Source organism: Antarctobacter sp. (assembly GCF_965277915.1).
Classification (GTDB): domain Bacteria; phylum Pseudomonadota; class Alphaproteobacteria; order Rhodobacterales; family Rhodobacteraceae; genus Antarctobacter.
The window spans coordinates 799513-823373 of record NZ_OZ255849.1 but is presented as its reverse complement, the minus strand read 5'-3'; the positions used below and the strand labels follow the sequence as shown (position 1 = coordinate 823373).

Annotated in this window: 24 protein-coding genes; 10 read left to right on the top strand and 14 right to left on the bottom strand. The window is 64.6% G+C overall.

Annotation, left to right across the window (positions count from 1 at the left end):
- Window positions 1–5: 5 nt before the first annotated feature.
- Together ACQY5B_RS04895 and ACQY5B_RS04890 are read right to left on the bottom strand one after the other, a co-directional pair.
- Entirely contained in the window at window positions 6–803 is a 798-nt protein-coding gene (locus ACQY5B_RS04895; RefSeq protein ID WP_305971321.1) for an ABC transporter permease, read from the bottom strand.
- On the bottom strand, window positions 800–1627 hold the full coding sequence (locus tag ACQY5B_RS04890) for an ABC transporter permease (protein WP_420326132.1): 828 nt from the start codon (window positions 1625–1627) through the stop codon (window positions 800–802). The genes ACQY5B_RS04895 and ACQY5B_RS04890 overlap by 4 nt, the downstream gene beginning before the upstream one ends.
- An 81-nt stretch (window positions 1628–1708) precedes the next feature.
- On the opposite strand from ACQY5B_RS04890, the gene ACQY5B_RS04885 reads away from it, so the two are divergent.
- The gene (locus tag ACQY5B_RS04885) at window positions 1709–2491 is read left to right on the top strand and encodes a TetR family transcriptional regulator C-terminal domain-containing protein (protein ID WP_420326133.1); all 783 of its coding nucleotides are present in this window, start codon (window positions 1709–1711) and stop codon (window positions 2489–2491) included.
- A gap of 135 nt (window positions 2492–2626) precedes the next feature.
- Window positions 2627–3493, top strand: coding sequence for a HalD/BesD family halogenase (locus tag ACQY5B_RS04880; RefSeq protein ID WP_420326134.1), 867 nt, complete (start codon window positions 2627–2629; stop codon window positions 3491–3493).
- 377 nt (window positions 3494–3870) lie between these two features.
- Here the strand turns inward: ACQY5B_RS04880 and ACQY5B_RS04875 are convergent, their stop codons facing one another.
- From ACQY5B_RS04875 to ACQY5B_RS04860, 4 genes are read right to left on the bottom strand one after another with little or no spacing between them, the layout of a single operon-like run.
- Window positions 3871–4632: an ATP-binding cassette domain-containing protein gene (locus ACQY5B_RS04875; RefSeq protein ID WP_420326135.1), complete on the bottom strand. Its 762-nt coding sequence runs from the start codon at window positions 4630–4632 to the stop codon at window positions 3871–3873.
- A complete protein-coding gene (locus ACQY5B_RS04870) occupies window positions 4629–5576 on the bottom strand; it encodes an iron chelate uptake ABC transporter family permease subunit (RefSeq protein ID WP_420326136.1) in 948 nt (315 codons plus the stop codon). The genes ACQY5B_RS04875 and ACQY5B_RS04870 overlap by 4 nt, the downstream gene beginning before the upstream one ends.
- Window positions 5569–6513, bottom strand: coding sequence for an iron chelate uptake ABC transporter family permease subunit (locus ACQY5B_RS04865; RefSeq protein WP_420326137.1), 945 nt, complete (start codon window positions 6511–6513; stop codon window positions 5569–5571). Before ACQY5B_RS04865 ends, ACQY5B_RS04870 begins: the two co-directional genes overlap by 8 nt.
- 3 nt (window positions 6514–6516) lie before the next feature.
- A complete protein-coding gene (locus tag ACQY5B_RS04860; RefSeq protein ID WP_420328706.1) occupies window positions 6517–7425 on the bottom strand; it encodes a siderophore ABC transporter substrate-binding protein in 909 nt (302 codons plus the stop codon).
- Between the two features lie 103 nt (window positions 7426–7528).
- Between ACQY5B_RS04860 and ACQY5B_RS04855 the strand changes: the two genes are divergently transcribed.
- Window positions 7529–7819 (top strand): DUF2218 domain-containing protein, encoded by a 291-nt coding sequence (locus tag ACQY5B_RS04855; protein ID WP_420326138.1) that lies wholly within the window; start codon window positions 7529–7531, stop codon window positions 7817–7819.
- A gap of 269 nt (window positions 7820–8088) precedes the next feature.
- Here ACQY5B_RS04855 and ACQY5B_RS04850 read toward each other — a convergent pair whose 3' ends face one another.
- The 5 genes from ACQY5B_RS04850 to ACQY5B_RS04830 are packed head-to-tail and all read right to left on the bottom strand — an operon-like array spanning window position 8089 to window position 12339.
- Window positions 8089–8676: a maleylpyruvate isomerase N-terminal domain-containing protein gene (locus ACQY5B_RS04850; RefSeq protein WP_420326139.1), complete on the bottom strand. Its 588-nt coding sequence runs from the start codon at window positions 8674–8676 to the stop codon at window positions 8089–8091.
- Entirely contained in the window at window positions 8673–9746 is a 1074-nt protein-coding gene (locus ACQY5B_RS04845) for a cupin domain-containing protein (protein WP_420326140.1), read from the bottom strand. The genes ACQY5B_RS04850 and ACQY5B_RS04845 overlap by 4 nt, the downstream gene beginning before the upstream one ends.
- 24 nt (window positions 9747–9770) lie before the next feature.
- Window positions 9771–10415, bottom strand: coding sequence for a maleylacetoacetate isomerase (gene maiA / locus ACQY5B_RS04840; protein WP_420326141.1), 645 nt, complete (start codon window positions 10413–10415; stop codon window positions 9771–9773).
- On the bottom strand, window positions 10406–11107 hold the full coding sequence (locus tag ACQY5B_RS04835) for a fumarylacetoacetate hydrolase family protein (protein ID WP_420326142.1): 702 nt from the start codon (window positions 11105–11107) through the stop codon (window positions 10406–10408). The genes maiA (ACQY5B_RS04840) and ACQY5B_RS04835 overlap by 10 nt, the downstream gene beginning before the upstream one ends.
- Window positions 11108–11127: 20 nt before the next feature.
- Complete coding sequence (locus tag ACQY5B_RS04830) at window positions 11128–12339, bottom strand: 3-hydroxybenzoate 6-monooxygenase (RefSeq protein WP_420326143.1); 1212 nt, start codon at window positions 12337–12339, stop codon at window positions 11128–11130.
- Between the two features lie 183 nt (window positions 12340–12522).
- Here ACQY5B_RS04830 and ACQY5B_RS04825 point away from each other — a divergent pair, with 183 nt between their 5' ends.
- The 3 genes from ACQY5B_RS04825 (at window position 12523) to ACQY5B_RS04815 (ending at window position 13545) form a co-directional block, all read left to right on the top strand.
- A complete protein-coding gene (locus ACQY5B_RS04825; protein ID WP_420326144.1) occupies window positions 12523–12987 on the top strand; it encodes a MarR family winged helix-turn-helix transcriptional regulator in 465 nt (154 codons plus the stop codon).
- Window positions 12988–13114: 127 nt separating this feature from the next.
- Complete coding sequence (locus tag ACQY5B_RS04820; protein ID WP_420326145.1) at window positions 13115–13300, top strand: hypothetical protein; 186 nt, start codon at window positions 13115–13117, stop codon at window positions 13298–13300.
- Window positions 13301–13353: 53 nt separating this feature from the next.
- Window positions 13354–13545, top strand: a complete 192-nt coding sequence (locus ACQY5B_RS04815; protein WP_305971336.1) for a hypothetical protein — start codon at window positions 13354–13356, stop codon at window positions 13543–13545.
- Window positions 13546–13575: 30 nt separating this feature from the next.
- Here ACQY5B_RS04815 and ACQY5B_RS04810 read toward each other — a convergent pair whose 3' ends face one another.
- The gene (locus ACQY5B_RS04810) at window positions 13576–16830 is read right to left on the bottom strand and encodes a trypsin-like peptidase domain-containing protein (protein ID WP_420326146.1); all 3255 of its coding nucleotides are present in this window, start codon (window positions 16828–16830) and stop codon (window positions 13576–13578) included.
- 266 nt (window positions 16831–17096) lie between these two features.
- On the bottom strand, window positions 17097–17714 hold the full coding sequence (maiA, locus tag ACQY5B_RS04805; RefSeq protein WP_420326147.1) for a maleylacetoacetate isomerase: 618 nt from the start codon (window positions 17712–17714) through the stop codon (window positions 17097–17099).
- Between the two features lie 147 nt (window positions 17715–17861).
- Here maiA (ACQY5B_RS04805) and hmgA point away from each other — a divergent pair, with 147 nt between their 5' ends.
- Together hmgA and fahA are read left to right on the top strand one after the other, a co-directional pair.
- Window positions 17862–19214, top strand: coding sequence for a homogentisate 1,2-dioxygenase (gene hmgA, locus ACQY5B_RS04800; RefSeq protein ID WP_420326148.1), 1353 nt, complete (start codon window positions 17862–17864; stop codon window positions 19212–19214).
- Window positions 19215–19306: 92 nt separating this feature from the next.
- Window positions 19307–20572, top strand: coding sequence for a fumarylacetoacetase (gene fahA / locus ACQY5B_RS04795; RefSeq protein ID WP_420326149.1), 1266 nt, complete (start codon window positions 19307–19309; stop codon window positions 20570–20572).
- 2 nt (window positions 20573–20574) lie between these two features.
- On the opposite strand, the gene ACQY5B_RS04790 is transcribed toward fahA, so the two are convergent.
- Window positions 20575–21138 carry a DUF2585 family protein gene (locus tag ACQY5B_RS04790; protein ID WP_305971341.1) on the bottom strand — a complete coding sequence of 188 codons (564 nt, stop codon included), beginning with the start codon at window positions 21136–21138 and terminating at the stop codon, window positions 20575–20577.
- Window positions 21139–21194: 56 nt separating this feature from the next.
- Between ACQY5B_RS04790 and ACQY5B_RS04785 the strand changes: the two genes are divergently transcribed.
- Window positions 21195–22145, top strand: coding sequence for an MBL fold metallo-hydrolase (locus ACQY5B_RS04785; RefSeq protein ID WP_305971342.1), 951 nt, complete (start codon window positions 21195–21197; stop codon window positions 22143–22145).
- 92 nt (window positions 22146–22237) lie between these two features.
- The gene (locus ACQY5B_RS04780) at window positions 22238–23860 is read left to right on the top strand and encodes an FAD-dependent oxidoreductase (protein WP_420326151.1); all 1623 of its coding nucleotides are present in this window, start codon (window positions 22238–22240) and stop codon (window positions 23858–23860) included.
- Window position 23861 lies beyond the last annotated feature (1 nt).

Here is a 23861-nt window from a genome sequence, read left to right as displayed (position 1 = left end):
CCCCTTCATGACCCGGACTTGGCCGAGCGGCGGCGAAAAAATTCGGCGGTGACCAGCAACACAACGGAAAACGCCAACAGGCAGGAACCCAGCGCCAGCGTATTCGGCAACTTGGCGGGAAACCGGATCTGGCTCCAGATGTAGACCGGCAGCGTGGGTTGATCGCCGCCCAGGAAAAACGCGAGGATGAACTCGTCGAACGACACCGTGAACGTGACCAGAAAGCTGGCCACGATGCCCGGCGCCACGATTGGCACCGTCACGCGCCGGAACGTGCCGAACACCGTTTCGCCCAGATCATAGGCCGCTTCCTCCAGTGCGGGATCGAACTCGTCGAAGGCCGATTTCATGATCGCAACGGCAAAGGGCACGGTCAGGAAGGTGTGGCCCAGGATAACCGCAGTCAGCGAGGGTTTCAGACCGATGGACAGAAACAGGACGAGGAACGAAGAGGCCACGATGATGCCCGGCACGACCAGCGGCAGCATGACCAGAGCTTCGGAGAATTCGCGCCCGGTGAAACGGTTGCGCACATAGGCACGCGCCGCAAACATACCAAGCGACGTGGCAAGCAATGCCGTCACCCCTCCCACGATAAGACTGTTCACCAGCGATTGCAGAAGCGCCTCCTGCCCGACGAGTTCCGCATACCATTTCAGCGTGAACCCCTTGATCGGAAAGGCGACGATCGTCCCGTCGTTGAGCGAGAAAAGCGGCAGAAGAAGCACCGGCACATAGAGGAAGACCAGGTACAACACCGCATAGGTCGTCAGGCCGGGGAAATTTCGGACAAGCCGGGTCATCTGATCCTCCTTGCCATCAGGTTCGACACCACGACAAAGCCGCCGGCCACCAGCCCGACCGAAACCATCGCCAGCAGCGAGAGCGTGGCCCCCAGCGGCCAGTTGTTGGCAGCGCCGAACTGAACCTGGATCAGGTTGGCGATCATCTTGCCGTCCGATCCGCCGACGAGAGCCGGCGTCACATAGTCTCCGACCGTCGGAATGAAGATGATCAGGCATGACGCGATGATCCCCGGCACGGTCAGCGGCAGTGTCACGCGCAGGAAACTTTCGATTTTCGAGCAACCGAGGTCGCTTGCGGCTTCGAGCAGACTCGGGTCGATCTTTTGTAACGAAACGTAGATCGGCATGATCGCGAAGGGCGCCCAGGCGTGCGCGAGGGTCAGGACAACCGCGAATTCGTTGTAGAGCAGAAATTCAAGCGGATCGTCGATCAAGCCTAGCGCCATCAGTGCGCTGTTCATGAGCCCGTTAAACCCAAGGATCAGTTTCCAGGAGAAAACCCGCAGCAGATAGCTGGTCCAGAAGGGAATGGTGATCAGCAGCAGCCAAAGCGTCTTGTAGCGTGTGCGGAACGCGATGAAATATGCGATCGGATAGGCGAGGACCACTGTCGCCGCCGTAACCAGCGCCGCAATCCAGACGGACCGAACAAGCAGGTGCCGCACCAATGGGTCCGTCAGCGCTGAGCTGTAGTTTTCCCAAGTAAAGCTTCGGTCGATGCTGACGTAGGTTTGCGACCAGAAGCTGTAGACCACCAGAATGCCCAGCGGCGCCGCGACAAGCAGCCCGACGTAGAGCGTCGCCGGCGCGCTGAGCGCCATGCCGCGCGATGCCTCTGACCTAAGTCTGATCATGATACTCCCGGACCATCGGATTTAATTTGGACGATTGTCCAATTAAAAATGACGACAAGGATGCTAGCTGTCAATAGGACTGCGTGGCATGTTTGTTTTCGGCGCCCAGCAAGCGCAAAAATGCGGCGAAACGAGGAGCTTGGCATGGCAGAAAGTTCGCATGACCCGTCAGACAACAACGGTGGACGCCGGGCACAGCTGCGCGAACGCAACCGTCTGGCAATGATTGAGGCGACGCTCGATTGCGTGGCCGAACTCGGAATCGCCAGAACCTCGGTCAGCACCATCATCGAACGGGCCGGACTTTCCCGCGGGCTGATCCATTTCCATTTCAACGGCAAGGACGGGTTGATCGAGGCCGCCATCGCCCATGCGAGCAACCAGTATTTCGACAATCTCTATGCGCTGCTCGAAGAGACCGGGCCCGAGGCGCTGCCGCAAGAAACGGTCGAGGCGGTGATCCGGTCGGATATGAGCCCGTCGATCCTGAACGGCTACAATGTCAGCATCTGGTACGCGTTCCGCGGAGAGGCCCGCGAGCGCAAGTCGATACAGTCTTTCAGCGATACCCGTGACGACCGATTGCGCGCTTTGCTGATTAAGGCCTTTTCAAACATCTGCCGTGCGGAAAAAGTTGGCGACCCTTCGCAAACGGCGCGTGACGCCACACACGGAACACTGGCCTTTCTGGAGGGCATGTGGACCGACTACCTCCTGCATGAGGACGCTTTCGACCGCGAGCAGGCTTGCCGCATCATCTTCCGCTTTCTTTCGGGCCTTTTTCCCAATCATTTCGGACTGAATGGAGCTCTGCGCGACAACCCCGCATGAATTCAATTCCCGGCCCCCGCAATTGATTTCAATTGGACCAGGCACCACACCGCCGCACCCTTGCGCTGTCGATCATGCGGACCAGCGGGCCCAAAGCCCCGCAAAAGTCCGCCACAGCCTTGAAAGGTGCATCCCATGCAAGAGACTATCGCCAAGACAGACGTCGATGCGCTCGGTTGCGTTGATACCGAACGCTTCCCGCTCAGAGACCCCGACAGCGCCACCTACCGCCAGCGCGTCGCGGAGGCGCGAAAGGCATTGGAACACGACGGGTGCTGCGTGCTGCGCGGACTGATCCGCCCCGATGCGCTGCCTGCCCTGGCCGAAGAAACCGCCGGCCTCGCGCCAAAGGCACATTTCACCTCTTCTCGCGCCACCGTCTATGGCAACACACCGAACCCGGATCATCCGGAGGGCGACCCACGGCGCGTAGAAGTCAAACGCGACAACGGATTCGTCGCCGGAGACTTCATTCCGGACACGGCACAGATCCGGCAACTCTATCACGACGCCGATTTTCGCCGCTTCGTTGGTGCCTGCCTCGGACTCGAGGAAATCCACGAGTTCGGCGATCCGCTGGCGCAACTCGTTGTGAACGTGCTGAAGCCCGGAACAGGCCACGGCTGGCACTTCGACAGCAACGAATTCATCGTCACCCTGCTGACGCAGCCACCGGATGAAGGTGGCAGCTTTGACTACTGCCCGCAGATTCGTCGCCCCGGTAGCGAGAACTACGACGAGGTAGGCGCGGTTCTGGAAGGTGACGAAAGCCAGGTGAAATTTCTCGACCTGCGCGCTGGCGATCTGCAGATCTTCTTCGGCCGATACTCCCTGCACCGCGTGTCCACCATTCGTGGTTCGCAAGACCGGCACACCGTGATTTTTGCCTATTCGCGCGAGCCAGGGCGCCTCGGAAATCCTGAGAAAACAAAACAGATTTTCGGCCGTGTCACCGGTGAGCACGCGTCATCCGCGAAGAACGACGACGGCTTGAACGGGTAAGAGGTCGGGAAAATGTCGGAACGAACCGAAAGCTTCGAACCCCGCGCAGCTGAAGAACACGCACGAGACAAAGTCAAAACCGCAGACGACCCAGGTGCATTTCCGCGCTCTGCTTGCGGGCGGCCCCTTGCCGCGCTGCAGGGGATGACGGGCGATCCCGGAATGGACACGGCACTCGCCAGCGAGATCTGCGCCAGTTGCGGCAAATGCGCTGCAACCAATTGGTTTCGCGCATTTCTGCACGATGAAAGCGTGTTGCGAATGCGTTCCGCGGGCAAGGCTTGCTAGCAACCGCGTTTCTTAGCCAGGCCGCCTGAACCGAGAACCTGACACTGCCGCCCCAGGTTTTGCCTGAATGGCCGGGGCGGGTGGCACAATCACTCGGGATAGACCAGGCGGCCGCGCTTTGTCTCCACGACGCCAAAGCCCGTGTCGAAGAGCGCGCTGAGACGTGGCGGGGTCATGACCTCTGCCGCCGGGCCGGCTGCGAAGACGCGTCCGTCCTTCAGCGCAAGAACATGGTCGGCCCAGAGCGCCGCCGCATTGAGGTCATGGACAACGATCAGGACGCCCCGCGCTTCGGAGCCAGGACGCGACATGGCGTGCAGTTGCGCCATCAGGTCCCGGGCAAAGCGCGGATCCAGCGCCGCCAGCGGTTCGTCGAGGAACAACCAGGGGGTGGACTGGGCCCAGGCCATCGCCGTGAAGGCTCTTGCCATCTGACCGCCTGACAGGGTTTCGACCTGGCGCGGCGCCAACCTCATCAGGTCAAAAAGGCGCAGGGCCTCCTCGACGATCTGGCGATCCTCGTCCCGTGGCCTGCCCTGGTGATGCGGCCAACGACCGAAGGAGACGAGGTCCTTGACGGTCAGCCGGCTGGTCAGGGCCTGCGCCTGCGTCAGAACGGCGATCCGCAGCGCCCGGTCGCGGTGTGTCATGCGATGGACATCTTCGCCGTCCAGGACGATCCGTCCGGCGCTCGGCGTCGTGAGACCGGCACACAGATGCAGAAGCGAGGACTTGCCCGCACCGTTCGGCCCGATCAGCGCCGTGATCCCGTCACGCGGCACCTGCGCCGCGATGCCATGCAGTATGCCGGTATCGCGCACCCTGAGGCTGACATCGTCAATCTCGATCATGTCCGTCCTTTCCGTTTCAGGATCAGTGCAAGGAACAGGAGGCCTCCAAGGAACTCGATCAGCACCGCAAGCGTCGATTGCATCCCCAGGACCCGCTCGAACAGGAACTGCCCCGCAACAAGGAAAAGCGCACCCGTCATGCCAGCGGCCGGCAACAGCACCGCGTGACGGTACGTCTGCATCATCGCGTGGCCCAGGCTGGCCGCAATCAGGCCCAGGAAGGTCACCGGGCCAACAAGCGCGGTCGAGACCGCGACCAGAACCGAAACAAGCATCAGGCTCCGGTTCACCACCCGGTCATGATCCAGCCCCAGCGTCCGCGCACGAACCCGGCCCAGCCCGGCCACGTCCAGCCGGGGCGCCAAGCGCAAGGCGGCCAGTGCGGCAATTCCCAGAAGTGCCGCCGCGATCGCCAGCAATCCCCGGTCCACGGCCCCGAATGAGGCGAACATGGCCTGTTGCACCACCGCGAACTCGGACGGATCCAACAGCCGTTGCATCAAGCCCGCCAGCCCCCGCAGCATGACCCCCAGGATCACACCCGTGAGGATCATATGGATCAGATCGCCGGCACCACGGCGCAACAGCAGGCCAAAGAGGATCTGTGCAGCCACGACCAGTAGAGCGACCTCGGCCAGGAAGGTGGCCAGGGGCGGCAACTGCGCAACCCCCAGCCCGCCAAGCCCAAGCACCAGCGCGGTTTGCAGCGTGACAAAGAGCGCGTCGAACCCGACGATCCCCGGTGTCAGGAGGCGGTTCTGGGCGACTGTCTGGAACAGCACAGTGGCCATGCCCACCGCGCAGCCCACCAGCAACAGCGCCGCCAGCTTGGTCGCGCGCAGGCCAAGGATAAAGGCCGTCGGGCCGCGCAGGTTCCATAGCAGGAACGCTGTCGAGGCCCCGACAAGCACCAGCGCCAGCAGGATCAGACGACGCTCAGCCATTGCCCGCTTTCGGTGCGGCATGCAGCAGCCAGAGAAAGACCGCCGCCCCCGCGATGGCAAAGATCGTCGCCGCCGGCACCTCGTAGGGAAAGCGCACCAAGCGACCGAGGATATCCGCCGCCAGCACCGCCCCGCCGCCACAGACAGCCACCACAATCAGGTTCCGGCGCAGGTTGTCCCCGCAGAGCCGCGACACGATGTTCGGCACGACCAGTCCGACAAAGGGCAAGGCGCCCACGGTCACGACAACCAGCGCGGTGATCGCCGCCACCACTGCAAGCCCCAGCGCGACGGTCTGCCCATAGTCGAGCCCCAGAGAGCGTGCGGCATCGGCGCCAAGGCCCAGAATCGTGATCCTGTCCGCCAAGGCGTATAGCAGCGCGGCCAGCACGGCGATTCCCCAGAGCAGCTCATAGCGGCCCTGCACGACGCCCGAGAACTCGCCCATCTGCCAGACGCCCAGGTACTGCATGAGGTCCACCGACCAGGCAATCCAGACCACGACCGCGCCAAGGATGCCGGCGTAGATCAGGCCGACAAGGGGCAAGAGCATTGGATCACTGCGGGGAACATGCGCGGCCAGTCTGAGGAACAACGCGGTGCCCGCCATTGCCGCAAGGGCCGCAACCGCCATCTTGATCCAGAGCGCGGCGCCCGGCGCCCAGAGGGTGATGACCAGCAATCCCAGCATCGCGGCCTCCGGCGTGCCGGACAGGCCGGGCTCGACAAACCGGTTCTGCACCGCCTGCTGAACCACCACCCCGGCCAGGGCCAGCCCGGCCCCCGCAAGGATGGCCGCCGCCGTACGGGGAAAGCGGCTGACCGCGATCAGCCAGCCGGACCCAAGATCCGATGTCCACAGAGAGGCCGCGCCGATTGACAGGCTGATCGCCACCAATGCGATCAGCGTAGCGCCGCCCCAGATCCAGCGTGTCACGGTTCAGCTTTCACCGTCCGAAAACGCCGCGATCACTTCGTCGAGCGTGATCATCATCGACTGAATGCCGCCGCCCGAGATATAGAGCGGACCGCTGTCCAGGTAGACGATCTGCCCGGTCTGCGCGGCCTTGGTTCCCGCCACCAGCGGGTTGTCCAGCGTTGCGGCCGCGGCCTCGCCCGATTGGCCGATGGCCGCTCCGCGATCTATGACAAGGATCCAGTCCGGGTTGACCTCGGCGATGAACTCGAAAGAGACCGCCTCGCCGTGGGTTTCCGCAGTCAGATCCGGGAACGCCTCGGGGAGCGACAGCGCCCGGTGCAGCCAGCCAAAGCGCGAGTCGGCGCCATAGGCCGACACCTTGCCGCCATTGGTCAGCACGATCAGAGCATCGCCCTTGCCGGCAATGGCCGTCTCCGCCTCTGCCAGCTTTGCGTCCAGTTCCGATGCCAGCGCCTCGGCCTTGTCCCCGACGCCGAACAGAGCGCCATAGGCGGCCAGCCGTGCCTTGACCTGCCCGACGGCATCGCCGCCCCAGATGGTCATGTCGACGGTCGGCGCGACCTTGGACAGCGGCTCGACCTGTGCCGAAGAGCGGCCACCGGCGATGATCACGTCCGGCGCCATGATGGCCAGAGCCTCGAAATCGGGCTCGAAAAGCGATCCGACAACCTTGGCCTGTTCCGCAACATCGTCAAGGTAGCTCACGAAATGCGGCGCCGGAATGCCGGCAACCCGAACGCCCAGCGCCTCCAGCGTGTCGATGGCGGGCACGTCAAAGGCGACAACCGTTTCCGGCGCGCTCTCCAGCGCAACAGGGCCGGTGGCGGTCTGGATCGTGACCTGCTCGGCCAGCGCGGGCAGCGGCAAGGTCAGAACGGCGGCAATCGTGGCAAGGGCAGCTGCGCGCATCATGGCATTTCCTATCAATACAGTCAGGATTTCTGCCGGGGTTCTAGACAAGGTCGCAAAGAGGATGCAAGGTCTTTCCGACTGAATTAATCGGGATTGCGAAATGACACTGCATCAAACCGGCCTGTTCGAGACAACCAACGCCAGCAAGTATCTGAAACAACTGTGCAAACACTTCGCGCACAAGGTCGAGGTCGACTACGACGACACCCGGGGACAGGCGCAGTTGCCGTCCGGGCCCTGCGTCCTTCGGGCCTCCGACACCTGCCTGCACATCGAAATTTCCGGCCCCGACGAGGCAGGTCTTGAACGCGCGCGTGGTGTCGTGGACAGCCATCTTGAACGGTTCGCCTTTCGCGAGGGGTTCAAGACGATGACCTGGGCGAACACCTGAGCGGCACAGAACGAGCCAAGGCGCGCCGTTAGACCGCTTGCCGCGCCCCTGGGCCTGGACGCTACTGGGCGAATAGCTGGCGCGCAGCGACTGCAGAATGGGAAATGCACCAATACCACCGGTGCGCCAATCCCCCGGGCTGTCAGACCGTTGCACGCCGCACGGCCCTGACCGGCATCAGCCTGCAAGGCTTATGTCTGCACGAAGAGGGCGGCAGCCCTTTCCGTCCCGCTTCTGCCCCATTCTTTGGCGATCATGCACGCCGCCGATCAGTGGCCAGCCGGCGATGCCAGGTCGGAACGCAGCTCGGCGGGCACATCGGCCAGTCGCCCACCATTGCCCAGGTCCAGCGCGGCCTGCCACACCACCCGCGCACGCAGGCGGGGTGTCTGGCGCAATGGCATGACCGCTCCGGCTTGCAGGGGAACCGACAGCGTCCAGCCTGCATCGGTCAGGTCGCGCCATTCGACGTCAAGATGGATCGACGCGTGATGCACCAGGCTGCGCAGCGCGCGCGCAGGCAAGGTTGCCCCCTGGGCGATCTCCGCACGGTAGGCCGCTGGCGATATCGGCTGAACGGCGTCCCCGGCCCGCAGCGCACCCACCTGCTGCGCCAGCGCCCGTGCGTGATAGCCCACCTCGGCAATCAGCGCCCGGCGCCGGACACCTCCGCGCAACGAAGGCGCATTCAGGTCGGAATCCGACAGCTCGGCCAGCTTGCGTGCGAAATAGGCCGTACCGCGCCGGGCCAGCAGCAGATCCTCCGCCGGGGCCGAGGCCGCATCATAGCGCGCCCCTGCCCCCTGCCGCGCGCGCAAGGCCTCACGCGCGGTCTGCTCCTCAGCCGTCAGGCTCATTGCCCTTCGACCGCCGTTCGCATGAAGTTCAGACGCTCCATGATCGGCGCATCCGAAAAGCGGAACAGGTCGAACTGCGTTTCCGCCTGCAGCGACCAGGGAACCCAGGACGGGATCACGAACATGTCGCCTTTTTCCAGAGTGTGGGTCTCGCCCCCCATGACGACGGCGCCCCGACCCTCGAAGACCTGGAACACGGTCGAGCCGACTTCGCGCCGTTCCGGGGTTTCGGCTCCGGCGCGCAGGCGGTGGAACTCGCAACGGATCGTGGGCATGACGTCGCCGCCGGTGGTCGGGTTGACGTAGCGGATCGCCGCGTGCCCCTGTTCGACCGTTGCGGGCATGCCCTCGTCCTCCAGCAGCAACTGCTGGGTCAGCGCCTGATCGGTGAATTCCCAGCGGTAGGCACCGATGGGCGAGGCGACGGTATCCTGCAGTTGCGACAGCGGCCGCAGTCCCGGATGGCACCACAGGCGTTCGCCCTGGGAATAATTCGGCGTGGCGTTGTCGGTGACCCGTTCCGAGCCGAACTCGAAGAAACCAACGTCCATCTGCTGGCTGAAGGGAATGTCCAGCCCGTCGATCCAGGCCATCGGCTCGGTCGCGACGTTATGGTGCCCGTGGAACCGCCAACCCGGCGTCAACAGCAGATCGCCGCGCGACATCCGCACCGGGTCACCGTCGACCACGGTCCAGACCCCTTCGCCCTCGACCACGAAGCGAAAGGCATTCTGGGCGTGGCGATGCTCGGGCGCGTTTTCCCCGGGGCACAGGTACTGGATCGCGGCCCAAAGCGTCGGTGAGACATAGGCCCGCCCGCCGAGCCCGGGATTGGCGAGGCCGATGGCGCGACGTTCGCCGCCACGGCCCACGGGCACCAGTTCGCCCGACCTTTCGGCAAGTGGCAGCAGGTCGGCCCAGCGCCAGACATGGGGTACGGCCTTGGGCCTAGGGTGCTGGGGCATCAGGTCGCCGGTCTGCGTCCACAGCGGGTTCAGGTGATTGTCCTTGAACCCCTGGTACAGCGCGCGCAGCTCCGGCGTGTCCTCGGGTTGCATGGCATTGTCCATTTGTCTCCTCCTCAGAAAAGCCTGTCAGGCCGCGTCGGGCTGATTGGGCGGGGCCGCGTCGCGGAAGGCGGGCAGCGCGTCGAGTTCCGCGAAGATCCGCGCGATGATCGGCCAGTCCGCGACCTGAATCGCAAAGCGCCGGTTGTTCCAGACCTGCGCATAGAGGCAAAGATCGGCCAGCCCCGGTGTATCGCCATGACAGTACCGGCCGGTCTGCGCGTCCTGCAACGCCTCTTCGAGCGCGTCGAAAGTGGTGCAGACCCAGTGCGTGAACCATGCTTTCTGCGCCTCTTCATCGGCGCCGAACTGGTCGCGCAGGCGGAACAGGACCCGCAGGTTGTTTAGTGGGTGAATCTCGCAGGCAATCATGTAGGCAAGGCCGCGCACCCGCGCCCGGCCCAGCGGATCGCCGGGCAAAAGCGCGGGGTCGGGATGCGCGTCCTCCAGCCACTCGATGATGGCCAGCGACTGGATCAGGGTGGTTCCGTCCTCCAGTTCCAGCGACGGCACCAGGCCTTGCGGGTTCTTGGCCAGGTATTCCGGCGTCTGCGTCTCGCCCTTGCGCAGGACGTAGGCAAGGTAGTCATACTGCAACCCCTTGAGGTTCAACGCGGCGCGCAGCCGCGTCGACGTCGATGAGCGAAAGAAGTTGTGCAGCTTCAGGCGCATGCCCGGGGGCCGATATGGGTTGTGCAGGTGCCAAGACCCTCGACCTCGACCACGCAGGTGTCACCGGGCTGCAAGGGACCGACGCCGGCAGGTGTGCCGGTCATGATCAGGTCGCCGGGTTTCAACGCGAAGGACTGCGACAGGATCGAGATCATCTCAGGCACCGACCAGATCAGTTCGCGCAGGTCTGCATCCTGCTTGACCTCGCCGTTGACGGTCAGCTTGATCGCCCCTTTGGAGGGATGACCCACGGCAGAGACGGGATGGATCGGCGCGATGGGGGCCGAATTGTCGAACCCCTTGCCCAGATCCCACGGGCGGCCCTGTTCGCGCGCCTTCAGCTGCAGGTCGCGGCGGGTCAGATCATTGCCGACACCATAACCCCAGACGTGATCCAGCGCCCTATCCTCGGGAATGTCCACGCCCCCGGTGCCGATTACGGCGACCAGTTCAGCCTCGAAATGGAAATTCTCGGTCTGCGGCGGATAGGGGATCGTCGCGCCATCTTCGACCACCGCATCGGCGGGTTTCAGGAAGAAGAAGGGCGGATCGCGATCCGGGTCCTTGCCCATCTCGCGCGCATGGGCGGCATAGTTGCGCCCGATGCAGAAGATGCGGCGCACCGGGATGCGGTCGTCGCTGCCGGCAACGGCAACGCTGGGGATGACGGCAGGTTCAAAGACAAAGCCCATGAAGGTGATCCTTCCTCAAGTCATTCGGCGGCGGCGGGTTTCGCCGCGCCCGTGTCCAGCCCGTTCGAGCCGTAGAGCCAGTTCAGCTGGTTGTACCAGTCGTCCGCGCTCATCGAGCGCATTATGGAATTGCGGACCGCGGCCTGTGCGTCGCCAGGGTGGTAGATGTATTCGCCGATCAGGCGCGAGTTCATCTGGACGCGCGCGGTGCGGACCTTGCGCATCTCCTGGTAGCGTTGCAGCGCGTCCTCGGTGTCCTCACCGAAATGCTCGATGCAATGGGACAGGGCCACGGCGTCCTCCATCGCCATGCAGGCGCCTTGCGCGAAATATTGCAGCATCGGGTGGGCCGCATCGCCAAGCAGCGCCACGCGCCCGTCGACCCAGTTGGAAATCGGATCGCGGTCACAAAGCACCCAGAGCTTCCAGTCATTGCCGTGTTCGATCACCTGCCGCGCCTTGGGATGGACATGTTCGAACCCCTGCGCGACCTCTTCCTTGCTGACAGGTTTGCCCGCAATCGCCTCCTGCACGTCGCGGTGGTAGGTGACGACAAGGTTGAAGACCTTCCAGCCTTTCAACGGGTAATGCACGATATGGCACTTGGGCCCGGCCCAGAGCGTCGCCGCGTTCCAGCGCAGGTCCTCGGGCATCTGTTCCGTCGGAATGACGCTGCGATAGGTGGTGTGCCCGGAAATCCGCGGCTCACCATCGCCGATCATCTGCGACCGGATCGGAGAGCGCAGGCCCTCGGCGCCGATCAGGAAACGTCCCTTGATGGGATCGCGCCCGTCCAGCAACAGGGTGACGCTGGTGCCGTCCTGTTCATAGCCCAGCACCTTGTGATCCGTGCGCAGGTCGATCAGCGGGCTGTCCTCGCAATATTTCAGCAGGACGCCATGCAGGTCGGCACGGTGCACCACGGCATAGGGGTTGCCGTAGAACTTGCGAAAGGGCTCATCCAGCGGAATGCGGGTTATGTCCTCGGCGGTCTGGGCGTCCATCAGGCGCAGCGCATCGATGTAGACCGCCTTGGACCGCGCCTGATCCCCGACCCCCAGGTAGTCGAAACAGTGAAAGGCGTTCGGGCCGATCTGGATGCCGGCGCCGATTTCGCCCAGTTGCGAGGCCTGCTCGACGACGATGCTGCGCTGGCCCTTGCGGGCCAGCCCGCAAGCCGCGGCAAGGCCGCCGATGCCGCCGCCAGCAATGATGATGGGAAGATCATTCATGGCTCTGGTCCTTTCTCCTCCGCAGGTCCGCCCTTGGCCGGGTGCGGCCCCCTATCATTCCCCGGAATCGGGTATTTGATATGTAGACATATGATTTGCATGCTGAGCATTGCGCGTCAAGAAAAAGATCCGTACACTTACAAAATCAGGAATGGGCGCCCCGGCGTGCCCAAGGGGACCAGAATGATGGATGCAAGCACACCGGATCGAGAAGACGCGGAGGATGCGTCGCTGGACTCCCTGGCGGGGCATCTAATCCGCCGCTTGCACCAGGCCTCGACCCATGTCTTTCACACTCGGACCCGGGCTGCCGGGCTGGAACTGACACCGGTCCAGTTCGCCGCAATGAAGGCGGTGCATGACGATCCCGGGATCGACCAGGCCACCATCGGCGCGCGTATCGCATACGATCGCGCCACAATCGGCGGCGTCATCGACCGGCTCGAACAGAAAGGCTGGGTCAGGCGGCAGGTGTCCCGGCGGGACCGCCGCGCCCGTGAAGTGACTTTGACACCAGAGGGGGCGGGTTTGTTCCGCCGCGCGCTGCCCGTAGTCACTGCATTGCAGACCGAAATCCTGCCCGGCCTCACCGAAGCCGAGCACCGCGTCTTCCTGGAACTGGCCCGGAAGGCCGCGCCAGAGGACTGACCCGCCGCGCGCCCGACAGCCGTCGATCATTCGCGGTCTTTTTTACCGGGACGTCATCCAGATTAACGCCTCATTAAGGGGAAAATGTCATTTTGATGAAAAAATCGAGCGGTAAGGAAGCAAAAAAATGTACCCCGAAGATCTCATCGAACGCGCAATCCAGTCGGCCACCAATTGCGAGGCGCAAGGCTTTTACGAGACAGCGAAATCCCTGCGCGCACTGGCGCAGGAACTGCGCGCCTCGGCCCTGCCTCTCGCCGCGGCACACGGCTTTGCCGAAGCGCAGGCGCCCGCCCCGATCCATACGTTTTAACCCGGTCTTCACCTGGACCGGCCAGCGTTGAAGGGCTGAACCCGGGGGCGTATATGGACGATCTCTATGATGAAGTCATGGCCCTGCTGCATGACGCCGGAGCCTTTGCCGATTGGCAACAGGATGACGCGATCCTGCGCAGGGCCGAACAGGTGCGCCGGGTGGCCCGGTCGGAACTGACCGGGCGCCTCATCTTCGCGGACAGGCGCAATTTGCGCCGGGAGGGGCCGGATGCGAAGGCCTGACGCCGGCAACAGACAGGCTCTTGCTCCTTCCTATTCCGCCCCTTCGGTGGCAAACAGTTGCAGCGCGCGTCGGCTGCCCCGGCCGATGTCTCCATCTATGGGGCCGGTGTAGAATTCCCCGGCCTTGAGCTGGCGCTGCATCTCCTTGCGGAACTCCAGGTCAAAGGCCAGCGCCCGCCCGTCGACCAGCAACAGCCGCGCATCCTCGTCCCCTTCGCGCAGTCGACCCAGCAGGACCTGAACCTGTTCCGCCAGCGGCAGATCCGCAGGCACGAAATCGGGCAACCCCTCCCGCAGCACCTGGCGAGCGGGCAGAAAGGTGCCGTCGGGCAGACGCACCGCGGCGCGGTCCAGCATGGCCGGGTCGGACAGGAAAAGCGTTGCGCCAACCTGCGCCACCGTCCCGTCGGGATAGACCGCCAGCCGCGCCTTGACCTGGCCATCGATCATGTCCCAAAGCATCACGCCCCCCGGTGCCAGAGCGGCTGCAATCCGCAAGCCGTCAGGGGTGAAATCCAGTGCCCGAACCTCGGCGCCACCCGTCTCCAGCCGCCAGAGGAAACGCCCTACCGACATGTCCCACAACAGGACCTCAGGGTTGCCTTCCGCTGCCACGGCGACGAAGCGCCCGTCCGGGCTGACGGCCATCGCGCGCGCCGGGCTGTCCAGCTGGCCAAAGCGGCGGACCAAGCTGCCGTCCTCGACGTTCCACAGGGCAAGCATCCAGGGCGCCGCGACACTCCGGTCCTGCACCACCGCCACCACCTCTTGTGTTGCGCCGCGAAAGCCCAGCGGACCGACCCGGGCAAACGGCATCTGAAAGAGTTGACCACGTTCACCCGTGCCCGGGTCGATCAGGGCGATCTCTGGTTTCGGCGTATTTCGCGCCACGGCCAGAACCTGGCCATCGCGTGAGAAAGACACATGGTCCCCCGCGATCTCCAGCAACACCGCGCCGTTGGCCGCGTCCAGCAAGGTGAGCCGACTCCGCGCATCGCTCCGCGCCAGATAGGCGCCCGTCGGATCAAACCGCAAAGCGTGGACATCTCCGGGCAGGTCGACAGTCCGGGTCTCGCCGCCGAAATCCACCAACTGAAGAGGCTGGCCGTTCGGACCTTCCGCAGCCAGCCCGGCCCCATGTGGTTGCCACGCCAAGGCCGCGGGCCCCTGATCCTCGTCCGCACGATAGGTGACCTGCCCGTCCTCCCAGGCCCAGACCTGCAGCGGCACACCTTCCGATCCGCCCAACGCCAGGCGCGTGCTGTCGGGACTGAAGGCCAGCGTCGTGATCGCGTCCGCCTGGCGCGGCGTCTCGCGCAGGAACTGCCCCGTTGCCAGGTCTGCAAGCACCGCAGCGGACTGCGGTTTGGCCACATGGCCGAACAGCCGAGCGCCGCCGGGCTCAAGGACCGCGAGGCCAAACCGCCGACCGGCGAGCCTTTTCCGAACGGTGCCCTCCGGCCCGTAAATCCGAACCTCGCCGCTGACGCGATCCTGCACGGCAAGCCCATCCGGGCCGACCGGCCCCAACAGGGTCGCCCCGCCTGCGCCACCGATCCGTCCGGTCACCTGACCGCTGGAGACGTTCCAACGATATCCACGCCCCTTGGGAGTCCCCCCCACCAGATCGCCGCCGGGAAGGAAAGTCAGCCTGTCGACGGGCATCCCGGTCTGCATTCGCTGCAAGACCGCGCCATCCGTGACCTTGTGCAGACTGACAGTCTCCGCCCCCGCCAGGGCCAGTATGTCCCCCTCTGCGTTGAAGGTCACCGCCCCGACAGGCCCCTCCCCTGCCGTCGTGGTCCACAGGAGCGCCCCATCCGATACCTGCCAGAGCGAGACCGCATCGCCTTGGGCCAAGGCCAGACGCGCGCCATCCGCGGACAGCGCCATGTGCGTGACTTCGCCGGAGCCTTCGGAAGGAAAGCGCCCCGTGACCTCCATCAGCGGCAGGTCCTGGACCTTGACCTCACCGTCCCGCGCCAAGGCGAGACGCCCGCCATCTCGGCTGAGTGCAAGCGCCCGGACACCCTTCGGCAGGAATCGTCGGGCCAGCAAAGCACCATCCTCCAACCGCCAGAGGGAGAGTGCGGAGTGCCCCGCACCGATGTCTGTGAGTGTTGCGGCAATCCCCTGACCGGCGGCCAACAGGCCCCCGGAACCGTCCAGATCGCCCAGCGGTCCGGTCAACAGTTCGACCCCGGTTCCCGGCGGCAGATAGGGCAGAGCAACACCGAAGACCGCCGGACCATCCGTTCCGAGCCCCACCGGGAAAACATCGACCGGGTCTTCGCGTGCTTCGACAGGCTCCACGTTCTCGACATCGGGGGGCTTGGCCGGATCCGGGAGAGGCGTGGGTTCTGCGGCTTCGGCAGCTACAACGGGCTTGGGACCCGCAGCGGTCCCGGATCCGCAGCGCAGGGCGGCCCGGCCATCACAGTCCTCTCCCGCGGCCACCGCGCGCAGGAAACTGGAGGCGTCCAGCATGGCGGCGATCGTGACGCCGTGCCCGCCGATCGCACGCGGCTCTTCCTGCAGGTGCAGGCCGATCATCCGCCCATCGCCGTCCAGAACGGGCGACCCGGCGTGTCCGGAAAAGGTCGCGCAGCCATACGTCAGTCGACCGCCCTCGGTGAGGTCCCCACGCAGGGCACAGCCCTCGCGGACCACCTGTTTCGACATTCCGAAGGGGTGGCCAAGGATTGCCAGCGGCATCCCTTCCGTCGGAACCGGCGGATCGAGCGCAAGCATGGCGCCCTGTGCCCCCGGACGCCCATCCGCCCGCAGCACCGCAAACCCCAGATCCGCATCTGCCTCCAGGGGCTGGGGATCAAGCGCGACCCGCTGCCCCTGCTCCTCAACCCGAGGCGCGTCAAAGCCGGTGACGAAATCCACCCCCGTGATCCGCTTTGGCCCCCGCGCGGCAAGGTCCGGCTCGGCCAGAACGCCCGGCACACATCGAAAGGCCGTCAGCACCAGGTTCTCGGCAATCAGGACACCCGTGCAGGCCACGACCGCCGGCCCGGCCTCGGTCTCGACCGCCACCCGGACCTGCCCCACGGCCCGCCCGGCGCGACGGATTACGGTGGGCGCCGTGTAGCGGAGGATCGGCTTGGCGCCGCTGGCCTCGATCCGATCACGGTCCCGTTCGGGCACCTGCATGACCAGACGATCGAAGTCCGCCCCGTCGAACAGCGGCAACCCCTGCGCCAAAGCGGCGCCACAAAGTCCGACCGCCCCTGCAAAAACCAGACCCGCACCCCGAATCCGCCGGAGTCGCGACATGCGCCTGCTCCTCTCGATGCCCTGAACCAAACACTTTGGTCAGGACGGTAGAGGAAAGCGCGGGGTCGGTCGACCCGCCGTGTCAGCGGCTCAGGAGGGTGCGGTCGCCAATGGCTTTCTCCAATCGGCCATGCGGTTGCGCAGAAAATACTCCCCGACAAAGCTGTGGATCAGGATCGCCGTTCACAGGAACCGCGCCAGAACCTGGCGCGGCAGTATCTCATGATGCGCGCAGGGGCACTGATCTCGGACCGGGCCACCAGGACCTAATGCGCCACGCGGTCCGGATGGGCGGCGACAAAGGCAGGATGATCGGACAGCGCCGCCTCGACCCGCCGGATCTTTGGCAGATCGTCGAGGGGAACCCCCCAGCGATATGCATTGTAGAGTTGCGGGATCAGACAGACATCGGCCATCGTGAGGTCCTGACCCAAGCATGTATCCCCTCCGTCCAGCATCTCTTCCACCGCGGCCAGCCCCGGACCGATGAAAGCCTGCATCCAGCTTTCCATCGTGATCCCGCCATTGGATCGTGCCACCGCATGTTTCGCCACGCGCAGGTTGCAGACCGCGTGAATCTCCATCGCGATGGCCTGCGCCAGCCCGCGCACCCTTGCCCGCGCGCCCGCGACTTCGGGCAAGAGGCCCAAACCCCGTGTCTCGTCGAGATACTCGAGGATGGACAGCGATTGCGTCAGCCTAAGTCCGTCGATTTCCAGCACCGGCACCAGTCCTTGCGGGTTCCGCTCAAGGTGCTCATCCGCGCGCTGCGCCCCTTCGACCAGGTCAACCGGCAGGCTCTCCCACTCCAGCCCGGCAAGGCCCAGCGCGATACGCACGCGGTAGCTGGCCGTCGAACGCCAGTAATCGAACAGTCGGATCATCGGAAACCTCCCTCAAGGGATCGGGGACCACGGCAAGGCTCTGCCGGATTGGTATCATTCGCAACGATTAACTTGACATCATTGCAGATGCAACAAATATTGGCGGCAAGACCGAATCCGGCTCTCACCGCACCAGGGAGGTACGACATGACCCGCCACGAACTGCCGCAAGGCATGATCCGCGCCACCGGCACGACCGGCACGCATGACGGCTACATGCCCGGCTGGGCCAACGATTTCGAAACAGAGGCCCTGCCCGACGCGCTGCCGCAGGGCATGAACAGCCCGCAGAAATGCAACTATGGCCTCTATGGTGAACAGCTGTCCGGAACGGCCTTTACCGCAAATCCGCCAGAGCGGACCTGGACCTATCGCATCCGCCCCTCGGTCAAGCATTCGGCCCGCTACACCAAGATCGACCTGCCCTACTGGAAGAGCGCGCCGAACGTCGATCCGGATGTCATCAGCCTGGGCCAGTACCGCTGGGACCCGGTGCCGACGCAGGACGGGCTGACATGGCTGACCGGCATGCGCACCATGACCACCGCCGGCGACGTGAACACGCAGGTCGGCATGGCCAGCCATATCTACCTCGTCACAGAGTCGATGCAGGATGCCTATTTCTTCTCCGCCGACAGCGAGCTTCTGGTGGTGCCGCAGGAAGGCAAGCTGCGCTTTGCCACCGAACTGGGCGTGATCGACATCGAGCCCAAGGAAATCGCCATCATCCCGCGCGGCCTCGTCTACCGTGTCGAGGTGCTCGAAGGTCCCTGCCGCGGCTTCGTCTGCGAAAACTACGGCCAGAAGTTCGAGCTGCCGGGTCGCGGGCCGATCGGCGCCAACTGCTTGGCCAACCCGCGCGACTTCAAGGCGCCCGTAGCGGCCTTCGAAGACCGCGAGGTGCCCTCGACCCTGACCGTCAAGTGGTGCGGCCAGTTCCACGAGACCAAGATCCCGCAAAGCCCGCTGGACGTGGTCGCCTGGCACGGCAACTACACGCCCTACAAGTACGACCTGCGCACCTATTGCCCTGTCGGCGCGATCCTCTTCGACCACCCCGACCCCTCGATCTTTACCGTGCTGACCGCGCCCTCGGGCGTGCCGGGGACCGCGAACATCGACTTCGTGCTGTTCCGCGAGCGCTGGATGGTGGCGGAAAACACCTTCCGCCCGCCATGGTATCACAAGAACATCATGTCCGAGCTGATGGGCAACATCTACGGCCAGTACGACGCCAAGCCGCAGGGTTTTGTCCCCGGTGGCATGAGCCTGCACAACATGATGCTGCCCCACGGTCCGGACCGGAACGCATTCGAAGGCGCGTCGAATTCCAACCTCGGGCCCGAGAAGCTGGACAACACCATGTCCTTCATGTTCGAAACCCGGTTTCCGCAGCACCTGACCCAATTCGCCGGGAAAGAGGCCCCGCTGCAGGACGATTACATCGACTGCTGGGACAGCCTGGAAAAGAAATTCGACGGCACGCCGGGTAAGAAGTAAGGGGGTATCTGCCCCCAGCCCTGCAACACAAGCCGCGACACCAGCGCAAGGTCGGGCTTGCCCCGCCACACCCCGAACGAACAGGACACCATATGCCCCTGAAACGCTCCTGGGTGGAGTCAGCCAACTCCCCCGACACGGATTTCCCGCTCAACAACCTGCCCTGCGGCAGTTTCCGCGCGGCGGACGGTGAGGCCCATTGCGGTATCGCCATCGGCGAGATGATCCTCGACGTCACCGCGCTGGAGGCCGAGGGCCTGCTCTCGCTGGATGCCGAGGAGGAGGTCTTCTTCTTCGGCGACTGGACCGAGTTCATGGCGCTGGGCCCCGGTGCCTGGGCTGCCTTCCGCGAAACCGTGACCGAAATGCTGGCCGAGGGTGCGCCGGATGCTGAAGGGCTGGCTGCCTTCCTTGTCCCGCAAGCGGGGGCCGAGATGCTGATGCCCTTCGCGGTCAGCGAATATACCGATTTCTACGCCTCGAAGAACCACGCCACAAATGTCGGGACCATGTTCCGGGGGGCGGAAAACGCGCTGCCGCCGAACTGGTTGTCGATCCCCATCGGCTACAACGGGCGGGCGTCCTCGGTCGTGGTGTCCGGCACCGATGTGCGGCGCCCCTGGGGTCAGCTCAAGGCGCCGGATGCCGAGTTGCCGGTCTTTGCGCCCTGCAAACGGTTTGACCTGGAGCTGGAGATGGGCGCCATCGTGGGCCAGGATTCCGAAGGGCCGGTGACGGTGGGCGAAGCCGACGAGATGATCTTTGGCTATGTCCTGCTGAACGACTGGTCGGCCCGCGACATCCAGGCCTGGGAATATCAGCCGCTCGGCCCCTTCCAGGCCAAGGCGACGGCCACCACGATCAGTCCCTGGATCGTACCCAAGGCGGCGCTGGAGCCGTTCCGCACCTCGACCCCCGAGCGTGAGCGCGAGTTGCTGCCCTACCTGCGTGAACCCGGCCCGATGCTCTATGACATCCAGCTGGAAGTGGGCCTTGCGCCCGAAGGCAAACCCGAGACGGTCATCGCGCGGACCAACTATCGCGAGATGTATTACTCTTCGGCGCAGCAACTGGCCCATCACACGACCTCCGGCTGCCCCATGTCCGTGGGTGATCTGCTGGGGTCCGGCACGATTTCCGGCCCGGACAAGGACGCGCGCGGCGCGCTGCTGGAACTGGCCTGGGGCGGCAAGGAGCCGATCACGCTGGAGACCGGCGAAACACGCAGCTTCCTTGAAGATGGCGACACGCTGACCCTGCGCGGCGCGGCCCTGGGGGACGGCTATCGCATCGGGTTCGGGGAATGCACCGGCAAGGTGCTGCCGGCGCTCGACGATCCTTACCAGGGCCGGGGCTGATGTCAGCCGCCCTGCTGCCACTGGAGCACCGCCTCGGTGGGCCAGAACAGCATCAGGATGTTCAGGGCCAGACCATCGCGGATCAACGCGATGGTCAGCACCTCGAACCCCAGCGCCACCAGAACGCTGGCCCAGATCGGGATCCATCGGGCAAGGTAGAACCCCACGACCATCGCGATCACGTCGAAGACCGAGTTGATGATGCTGTCGCCGTTGTAATCCAGGGACACCGTCACCGCGCGATAGCGTTCGATCACCATCGGCGTGTTTTCGAGGATCTCCCAGCCCGCCTCGACCACCAGCGCGATCCCCAGCCGCAGGTTCAGGCTGAGACGGCGGGCGACCAGTGCCAAGACACCGTAGAAGATCAGACCGTGGATCAGGTGGCTGGGCGAGTAGAGATCGAAGAGGTGCTGGCTGCCCTCGCGCGGCGCGGCGTCCGGCCCTGTCCAGAGGGACACATACCCGCAGGGACAGATCGGATCGCGCCCCATCAGGAACAGCGTGGCCGCCATGAGGGTGGTCACGAAAAGAAATATCAGGACGGGTCGCTGGGCGTTGCTCATGACCCGAGATGGAATCACAAAGACGCAAGTGCGTCCAGAGACATGAGAGGGAACCAATGACCAAAGCCTTTGCATCCGCCGGAGACATGGAAGAGAAGAATACCTCGTTCACCCAGGTTGGCGAGGGGCTCTACGCCTTTACCGCCGAGGGCGATCCCAACACCGGCGTCATCATCGGGGACGACAGCGTGATGATCGTCGAGGCGCAGGCCACGCCGCGCCTGGCCCGCAAGGTGATCGAACACGTCCGCGAAGTCACCGACAAGCCGATTTCCCACCTCGTGCTGACCCATTACCACGCGGTCCGCGTTCTGGGCGCCTCGGCCTATGGTGCGCGGGAAATCATCATGTCCGACGTGGCCCGCTCGATGGTGGCCGAACGCGGGCAGGAGGACTGGGACAGCGAGTTCGACCGCTTCCCCCGCCTGTTCCAGGGGCACGAGGAAATCCCCGGCCTGACCTGGCCCACCACCACCTTCTCGGACTCGATGACCGTCTACCTCGGAAACCGCCGTGTGGACATCATGCACCTTGGCCGCGCGCATACCGCCGGTGACGCGGTGATCTGGGTGCCCGACCAAGAGGTCATGTTCACCGGCGACATCGTCGAATACCACTCGGCCTGCTACTGCGGCGATGGCCATTTCAACGACTGGGGCGAAACGCTCGCCAATATCGCCGCGTTCGAGCCGCAGGCGATTGCGCCGGGCCGGGGCGACGCGCTGGTCGGACCGGAGATGGTCGCCAAGGCCATCGCCGCGACCGAGGATTTCGTCCGTTCGACCTACAAGCCGGTGGAAAAGGTCGTGGGCCGGGGCGGTTCGCTGAAAGAGGCCTGGGACGCGGTGCGCGCCGAATGCGACCCCAAGTTCAAGGACTACGCGATCTACGAACACTGCCTGCCGTTCAACGTTGCCCGCGCCTACGACGAGGCCCGCGGCATCGACACGCCCCGTGTCTGGACGGCGGAACGCGACAAGGAAATGTGGAGCGCGCTGCAAGGCTGAGCGGCGACGGGCGTGCATGGCGCGCCCGTCTGCCACCCCATGCGTTGGATGGGTCATTGACCCATCTGCCCGTCGGACAAGGAGGAACCGACATGATCCACGACCGCTATCAACTCGCCTTCAAGCTCTACCCCTACGAACGCTCCACCGACCAGGACGCGGCAACGCCGGTCCGTCATCCGGTGGTGGTCATGGGCGGCGGCCCCATCGGGGTCGCGACGGCGCTGGACCTTGGCCTGCAGGGCATCCCGGTTGTCGTTCTTGACGATCACGAGGGCATCGGACAGGGCAGCCGCGCCATCTGTTTCGCCAAGCGCAGCCTGGAAATCGCCGACCGCTACGGCTGTGGTCAGCCGATGCTGGACAAGGGCGTGGTCTGGAACCTCGGCAAGGTCTTTCACGATGACCGCAAGGTGTTCGAGTTCAACCTCCTGCCAGAGGAAGGCCACAAGTTCCCGGCCTTCATCAACCTGCAACAGCCCTATTTCGAGCGCTTCATCGTCGAACGTGTCCGCGAGGCGCAGGCCGCCGGTGCACCGATCGAGCTGCGCGGCAAGAACCGGGTCGACAATGTCACCGTGCACGACGATCACGTCACGCTGGAGATCACCACCCCCGACGGTCCCTATACCATCGAGGCCGACTGGCTGATCGGTTGCGACGGCGCCTCCTCGCCCCTGCGCGGCATGATGGGGCTGGATTTCGAGGGCCGTGTCTTCGAGGACAGTTTCCTGATCGCCGACATCAAGATGGTGAACGATGATTTCCCGACCGAACGCTGGTTCTGGTTCGAACCATACTTCAAGTCCGGTGCCTCCACCCTCTTGCACAAGCAGCCCGATGGCGTCTGGCGGGTCGATTTCCAGATCGGCTGGGACGTGGATCGCAAGAAGGAGTTGCAAGAAGAAAACGTGCGCGCCCGGCTGGACGCCATGCTGGGCGATGTCGAATACGAGATCGTCTGGACCTCGATCTATACCTTCCAGTGCCGGCGGATGAAGAAATTCCGGCATGGGCGGGTGATCTTTGCCGGGGACGCGGCGCACCAGGTCTCGCCCTTCGGCGCGCGTGGCGCCAACAGCGGCATGCAGGACGTGGACAATCTCGGCTGGAAGCTGGGCATGGTCATCGACGGCAAGGCGCCCGACAGCCTGCTGGACAGCTACGACTGGGAACGCGTGCACGGCGCCGATGAAAACATCCTGAATTCCACCCGGTCCACCGATTTCATTACCCCCAAGTCCAAGGTCAGCCACATGTTCCGCAACGCGGTGCTGGACCTGGCGGAACAGTATGAATTCGCCCGGCCTCTGGTGAACTCGGGCCGCCTGTCGGTGCCCTGCGTCTACGATGGCGGGCCGCTGAACGGACCCGACTTCCTGCCCGGTGGCCCCGCCCGCACGAGAGTTGGCAGCCCCTGCCCCGATACGCCGCTCAAGGGCGGATTCCTGCTGGACCATCTCGGCGGGGCCTTCACCCTGCTGACCATCGACGCCGAAGCGCCAGATGCGCTGGAAGAGGCTGGCGTGCCTGTAACCCGCCTCGCCCTCTCGGTCGGTGACGACGCCAGCGGCGCGCTGGCGGAGCGTTACCTGGGAGAGGCCAAGTCGGGCGTCTACCTGATCCGCCCCGATCAGCATGTCGCCGCGCGCTGGGACAACTTCGACGAAACCGCCATCCGCGCCGCCCTGCGCCGCGCCATCAGACTGGAGTGAG